The sequence below is a fragment of the Amycolatopsis sp. NPDC104863 genome (assembly GCF_055582965.1).
This window is the reverse complement of the sequence record NZ_JBVJOW010000011.1, coordinates 388615-395322: the sequence shown is the minus strand read 5'-3', so window position 1 is coordinate 395322 and position 6708 is coordinate 388615. Positions and strand designations below refer to the sequence as shown.

Here is a 6708-nt window from a genome sequence, read left to right as displayed (position 1 = left end):
CCCCCCCCCCCCCCCCCCCCCCCCCCCCCCCCCCCCCCCCCCCCCCCCCCCCCCCCCCCCCCCCCCCCCCCCCCCCCCCCCCCCCCCCCCCCGGCGCGCACTAGGAACTCTTCATGATCCGCTACGTCCTGCGACGGCTGCTCCAGCTGATCCCGGTCTTCTTCGGCACCACCTTCCTGATCTACGTCCTCGTCTGGGCCGTGCCCGGCGACCCGTTCTCCGGCAAGTGCGGCCAGGCCGCGTGCCCGCCGGCCTACATCACCCAGATGACCGAGAAGTTCCACCTCGACGACAACATCTTCGTGCAGTACTTCAAGTACCTCGGGAGCCTGTTCACCGGCGACTGGGGCGAGACGTTCAACGGCACCTCGGTCGGCGAGCTGATCGCGACGTCGTACCCGATCACGCTGCGGCTGGCCGTGATCGCCGTGGTCATCGAGGCCCTCATCGGCCTCACCGCCGGGGTGCTGACCGGCCTGCGCGGCAAGGGTTTCCTCGACAACCTCGTGCTCGTGTCGACGACGTTCCTGATCTCGCTGCCGGTGTTCGTCACGGCGATCGTGCTGCAGCTCGCCCTGGGCGCCAACGGCCTCGGCCTGATCGAGGCCAGCGTGTCCGACAACCCGAGCGTCGGCGAGCTGATCGTCCCCGGCATCGCACTCGGCAGCCTGTCGATGGCCTACGTCGCGAGGCTGTCGAGAACGAGCATCGCCGAAAACCGCCGCGCCGACTACGTGCGCACCGCGATCGCGAAGGGGCAGCCCAACAGCCGCGTGGTCGGGGTCCACCTGCTCCGCAACTCGGTGATCCCCGTGCTGACGTTCCTCGGCACCGACCTCGGCGCCCTGATGGGCGGCGCGATCGTCACCGAAGGCGTGTTCAACATCAACGGCCTGGGCGGGCTCATCTTCCGCGGCATCCAGAACCGGGAGAGCGCCACCGTCGTCGGCGTGGTCGTCCTGCTGGTGCTGGTGTACCTGCTGATGAGCCTGGTCGTCGACCTGCTCTACGCCGTTCTCGACCCGAGGATCCGCTATGACTGACCCGAACCTGGTGGGCGGCGGCGGGGCCGACGCGGCCGAGCTGTCCCGCGTCGACGACTCCGCCACCGGCCCGCAGAAACCCCGCAGCCTGTGGAGCGACGCGTGGCGCCAGCTGCGCCGCAAGCCCGCGTTCGTCGCCTCGGCCGTGATCATCCTGGTCATCGTCGTGATCGCGATCGCGCCCGGCCTGTTCAGCTCGCGCGACGCGGGCTTCAGCGACCTCACGCACGCCAACGAGGGCCCGTCCGCGGACGCCTGGTTCGGCTACGACAACCAGGGCGCCGACGTCTACGCCCGCACGATCTACGGCACCCGGGCGTCCCTGCTGGTCGGGGTGTTCTCGACGCTGCTGACCGTCCTCTTCGGCTCGCTGGTCGGCATCTTCGCCGGGTACTACGGGCGGTTCGTCGACAGCCTGCTGTCGCGCTTCGGCGACATCTTCGCCGGCCTGCCGTTCGTGCTCGGCGCGATCGTCATCCTGACCACGTTCAACGCGCCGGGCTCCAACCCGGGCGCGGTGACGATCATCGTCCAGGTCGTCTGCTCGATCGCGGTGCTGAGCTGGCCGGTGGCCATGCGCATCATGCGCTCGGCGACGCTGGTGGCCAAGCAGCTCGACTACGTCAAGGCCGCGCGCGGCCTCGGCGCGAGCACCCCGCGGATCATCTTCCGGCACCTGCTGCCCAACACGATCGCGCCGGTGCTGGTCTACGCCACCATCGCGCTCGGCGCGTTCATCGGCGCCGAGGCGACGCTGGCCTACCTCGGCATCGGCGTGCGCGCGCCGGTGATCTCGTGGGGCGTGATGATCAGCGACTCGCGGGACTACTTCCGCGCCGACCCGCACATGCTGCTGTTCCCCGGCGCCTTCGTCACCCTGACCGTGCTGGCCTTCGTGATGCTGGGTGACGGCATCCGCGACGCGCTCGATCCGAAGTCGAGGTAGATCCCCTTGTCCGACAACGAACTACTGCTCGAAGTAGAGGATCTGCACGTCGAGTTCCGCACTTCCGACGGCGTGGCCAGCGTGCTCAACGGCGTCGGTTACTCGGTGCACGCCGGGGAGACCCTCGCCGTGCTCGGCGAGTCCGGCTCCGGCAAGAGCGTCACGGCGCAGACCGTGATGGGCATCCTCGACATGCCGCCCGGCGTGATCACCGGCGGCGCGGTGCGCTGGCGCGGCGAGGACCTGCTGACCGCGTCCGCCGAACGGCGCCGCGAGGTGCGCGGCAGCGAGATCGCGATGATCTTCCAGGACGCGCTTTCGGCGCTCAACCCGGTGTTCACCGTGGGGTTCCAGATCGAGGAGCAGCTGCGGGTGCGGCTCGGGATGTCCAAGAAGGACGCTCGCAAGCGCGCGATCGAGCTGCTCGACATCGTCCGGATCCCGGCCGCGGAGCGGCGGATCAAGGACTACCCGCACCAGTTCTCCGGTGGCATGCGCCAGCGCGCGATGATCGCGATGTCGCTGGCGCTCGACCCGGACCTGCTCATCGCCGACGAGCCGACCACCGCGCTCGACGTCACCGTGCAGGCCCAGATCATGGACCTGCTGGCCGAGATCCAGGCCGAACGGAAGATGGGGCTCGTGCTCATCACCCACGACCTGGCCGTGGTCGCCGAGGTCGCCGACCGGATCGCCGTGATGTACGCGGGCCGGATCGTCGAGCAGGCCGACGTCACCGAGCTGTTCCGCGCGCCGGCCCACCCGTACACCGCCGCGCTGATGGACTCGCTGCCGCGGCTGGACCTCAAAGGACAGACGCTGGAGACCATCAAGGGCCTGCCGCCGAGCCTGCTCGACATCCCGCCGGGCTGCGCGTTCCACCCGCGGTGCAAGCGGGCGGAAGCCAAGTGCAGCGTCGACGTCCCGCCACCGCTGGGGATCGGCTTCGGCCGGACCAGCGCGTGCCACTTCGCCGAAGAGGTGGTGAACTCCCGTGCCTGAGCCCATCCTGTCGGTCACCGACCTCAAGAAGTACTTCCCGGTCCGCACCGGCATCCTGTTCAAGCGCACGATCGGCCAGGTCAAGGCCGTCGACGGCGTCTCGTTCGACCTCATGCCGGGCGAGACGCTCGGCGTCGTCGGCGAGTCCGGCTGCGGCAAGTCCACTTTGGCCCAGGTGCTGATGCGCCTGGAAGAACCGACCGCCGGGAGTGCGAAGTTCGAAGGCCGCGACATCTTTTCCTTGCGTGGCAACGAGCTGCGGAAGCTGCGGCGCGAGATCCAGATCGTGCTCCAGGACCCGTACACCTCGCTCAACCCGCGGATGACCGTCGGCGACATCGTCGGCGAGCCGTTCGAGATCCACTCCGACGTCGCGCCGAAGGGCTCGCGGGCGAAGAAGGTGCAGGAGCTGCTGGAGGTCGTCGGGCTCAACCCCGAGCACCTCAACCGCTACCCGCACCAGTTCTCCGGCGGGCAGCGCCAGCGCATCGGCATCGCGCGGGCGCTCGCGCTGCGGCCCAAGGTGATCATCTGCGACGAGCCGGTGTCCGCCCTGGACGTCTCGATCCAGGCGCAGGTGATGAACCTGCTCGGCGACCTGCAGGACGAGTTCGGGCTGTCGTACGTCTTCATCGCGCACGACCTTTCGGTGGTGCGGCACCTGTCCAACCGGGTCGCCGTGATGTACCTCGGCAAGATCGTCGAGATCGGCACGGACGAGGAGATCTACGAACGACCGTCCCACCCGTACACCCAGGCGCTGCTGTCCGCGGTGCCGGTGGCGGACCCGGCCGTGCGCGGGCAGCGGCAGGTGATCCGGTTGACCGGCGACGTGCCGAGTCCCCTGGATCCCCCGTCCGGCTGCCGGTTCCGCACGCGGTGCTGGAAGGCGCAGGACAAGTGCGCCGAGGAGGTTCCCGAGCTCGTGCCGCGGACCGACGGTCACTTGTCAGCTTGTCACTTCGCGGAGCAGAAGTCGGTTGTTCCATAACGTACGTTTGGCCGTTGTAACCACAATGTCCGATCTATACGGTGCAGGAACCGCTTTCCGAGGAGGAGAAACGTGAAGAGACCCAGGCTTCTCGCCGCCGCGCTGGCCGTCCCGTTGTTCGGGGCGATGTCGGCCGGCGCGGTCCCCGTCGCGGCGGCGCAGCCCGCGCTGTCCGGCCCGGCCACCGAATTCACCGTGCTCGCCAAGGACACCCAGAGCATCGGCACCGCCCAGCAGGCGATCCGCGCCGCCGGCGGGACCGTGCTGGAGACCAACAGCGCCGTCGGCCTGATCAAGGCCAGCGCCCCGGCCAGTGGGTTCACCGAGCGCGTCTCGGCGAACCGGGCCGTGTTCGGCGCGGCCAAGGCCCAGGTCATCGGCTCGCTGCCGAAGGACGGCAAGAAGACCAAGAAGGACAGCACCGAGAAGGAAGGCCGCGGCGCCGCCGCCAAGAAGGCCGCCGCGAACAAGGCCGTCGGGATGGACCCGCTGGACGACCAGCTCTGGGGCCTCAAGTCCGTCCGCTCGGACCTCTCGCGCACCAAGCAGCCCGGCAGCAAGCAGGTCAAGGTCGGCGTCATCGACACCGGCATCGATGGCACGCACCCGGACATCGCGCCGAACTTCGACGCGGCCGACTCCCGCAACTTCGTCAAGGACATCCCGTTCGACGTCAACGGCGTCGAGGTCGACGGCCCGTGCGAGTTCCGCGGCTGCGTCGACCCGGTCAACCACGACGACGGCGCGCACGGCACGCACGTCGCCGGCACCATCGCCGCCGCGGCGAACGGCTTCGGCATCTCGGGTGTCGCCCCGAACGTGACGCTGGTGAACATCCGCGCCGGCCAGGACTCGGGCTACTTCTTCCTGCAGCCGACCGTCGACGCGCTGACCTACGCCGGCGACGCGGGCATCGACGTCGTCAACATGAGCTTCTACACCGACCCGTGGCTGTACAACTGCACGGCGAACCCGGCCGACTCGGCCGCGGAGCAGGCCGAGCAGCGCACGATCATCGAGGCGACCCAGCGCGCGCTGAACTACGCCCACAAGAAGGGCGTCACGATGGTGGTCGCGCTGGGCAACCAGCACACCGACCTCGGCGCGCCGCAGCCGGACACCACGAGCCCGGACTACCCGGCCAACTCGACGCACCCGCGCACGGTCGACAACAGCTCCTGCCTGAACCTCCCGGTCGAGGGCAACCACACGATCGGCGTCGGCGCGTTCGGGCCGTCGCAGGCGAAGGCGGACTACTCGAACTACGGCACCGAGCAGATCTCGGTGTCCGCGCCGGGCGGGTACTTCCGCGACGGCTTCGGCACGCCGTGGTTCCGCACGGTCGAGAACGAGATCCTCTCGGCGTACCCGAAGAACGTGGCCGTGGCCGAGGGCAACGTCGACGCGGCGGGCAACGTGACGCCGGCCGGTGTCGCGCTGGGCGTCCAGAAGGCGACGGCGGCCGACGGCCGGGTCGGCTACTACCAGTGGCTGCAGGGCACGTCGATGGCGACGCCGCACGCGGCGGGTGTCGCGGCGCTGATCGTTTCGCAGTACGGCAAGAAGTCGGGCGCCGGCTTCGGGCTGGACCCGGACAAGGTCCAGCGGGTCCTCGAGGGCACGGCCTCCGAGATCGCCTGTCCGGTGCCGCGGACGGTGGACTACCTGGACGAAGGCCGGGACGCCACGTTCACGGCGACCTGTGAGGGCAGCCCGTCGTTCAACGGCTTCTACGGCAACGGCGCGGTCGACGCCTACGCCGCCGTGACGCGCGGGACGCAGTACCTCAAGTAAAGAAAGTTCCGGAAAGAGCGCCCCGAGGAGGCAACCTCCTCGGGGCGCTCCGCGTTTCACAGGGGAACGAGGGGGGACTTCGGGGTGGACGTGCGTGAGCCGGCGTTGCCGGTGGATCCGAGACTGCCGGGCGAGCCGACGGTGCTCGAGGTGGGCCGGACCCGGATGTGGCTGGTCAAGCGCGGGGTGCGGCTGTGGCTGCCGACCAGGCTGCTCGCCCTCCGCCTCGGCGGGCGGGCCCTCGGGGGCCAGGGGGTGCCCACCTTCGCGATCGTCATCGCGGTCCTGTGGTGGTTCACCTGGTTCGTGCTCGACACCGCGGAGCTGCCGGGTTCGCTCGCGGTCGAAGTGGTGCTCTTCGCGGTGTTCCAAGCGCTGCGCTGGCGCCGGGTCCAGCGTCGTGAGCAGGTCGCCGAGCGGCTGGCCGGCACCGGCGAACCGCCCCCGTTCCGGGTGGCGGCGAAGCAGGTGGGCTGGTGGTACCTCGGCTCGACGGCCATCACGTTCCTCGGCGGCGCGGCGCTGTGTGCGGCGACCTTCCTGACCATGCCACAGGCCAACCCGAAGCACTGGTACCCGCCGGTCGTGGAGATCGGGATCCACACGTTCGCGCTGGCCCTGGGGGCCGGCGCGACCGCACTGGTGCTCGGCCGGGTGCTCCGCGCACCGGTGATCGCCGAGGACGAGACGTCCCGCCGGGTCGACGACCTGCTGCGCGCCGAGGACCCGTACCGCTTCGCCCCGAACGCCGTGTACGCCGTGCTGGCGATGCCGGTCTTCGGGGTCGACTGGGCGACACCGGGCTGGCTGGGCTGGTCGGCGCTGGCGTACCTGGTGGTCGTGGTCGTCCTGCAGCTGATCGGCTGGCTGGTCACCTACTACCGGTACCGGCACCTCCCGCCCGGGTACTACGGCAGGTAAACCTTTTCGCC

General features: G+C 69.9%; 6 protein-coding genes. All 6 read left to right on the top strand.

Going from position 1 to position 6708, the window contains the following annotated elements:
• The first annotated feature begins 113 nt into the window (after nucleotides 1-113).
• Nucleotides 114-1043 carry an ABC transporter permease gene (locus tag ACZ63J_RS45490; protein WP_465302485.1) on the top strand — a complete coding sequence of 310 codons (930 nt, stop codon included), beginning with the start codon at nucleotides 114-116 and terminating at the stop codon, nucleotides 1041-1043.
• Nucleotides 1036-1989 carry an ABC transporter permease gene (locus ACZ63J_RS45485; RefSeq protein WP_465406956.1) on the top strand — a complete coding sequence of 318 codons (954 nt, stop codon included), beginning with the start codon at nucleotides 1036-1038 and terminating at the stop codon, nucleotides 1987-1989. The genes ACZ63J_RS45490 and ACZ63J_RS45485 overlap by 8 nt, the downstream gene beginning before the upstream one ends.
• A 6-nt stretch (nucleotides 1990-1995) precedes the next feature.
• Complete coding sequence (locus ACZ63J_RS45480; protein WP_465406958.1) at nucleotides 1996-2991, top strand: ABC transporter ATP-binding protein; 996 nt, start codon at nucleotides 1996-1998, stop codon at nucleotides 2989-2991.
• Nucleotides 2984-3982 carry an ABC transporter ATP-binding protein gene (locus ACZ63J_RS45475; RefSeq protein ID WP_465406960.1) on the top strand — a complete coding sequence of 333 codons (999 nt, stop codon included), beginning with the start codon at nucleotides 2984-2986 and terminating at the stop codon, nucleotides 3980-3982. Before ACZ63J_RS45480 ends, ACZ63J_RS45475 begins: the two co-directional genes overlap by 8 nt.
• Nucleotides 3983-4108: 126 nt before the next feature.
• A complete protein-coding gene (locus ACZ63J_RS45470) occupies nucleotides 4109-5776 on the top strand; it encodes a S8 family serine peptidase (RefSeq protein WP_465407071.1) in 1668 nt (555 codons plus the stop codon).
• A gap of 84 nt (nucleotides 5777-5860) precedes the next feature.
• On the top strand, nucleotides 5861-6697 hold the full coding sequence (locus tag ACZ63J_RS45465; RefSeq protein WP_465406962.1) for a hypothetical protein: 837 nt from the start codon (nucleotides 5861-5863) through the stop codon (nucleotides 6695-6697).
• Nucleotides 6698-6708: the final 11 nt, after the last annotated feature.

Coding starts and splice junctions, on each gene's coding strand:
- ACZ63J_RS45490 (WP_465302485.1), top strand. CDS start 114: ATGATCCGCTACGTCCTGCGACGGCTGCTCCAGCTGATCCCGGTCTTC.
- ACZ63J_RS45485 (WP_465406956.1), top strand. CDS start 1,036: ATGACTGACCCGAACCTGGTGGGCGGCGGCGGGGCCGACGCGGCCGAG.
- ACZ63J_RS45470 (WP_465407071.1), top strand. CDS start 4,109: ATGTCGGCCGGCGCGGTCCCCGTCGCGGCGGCGCAGCCCGCGCTGTCC.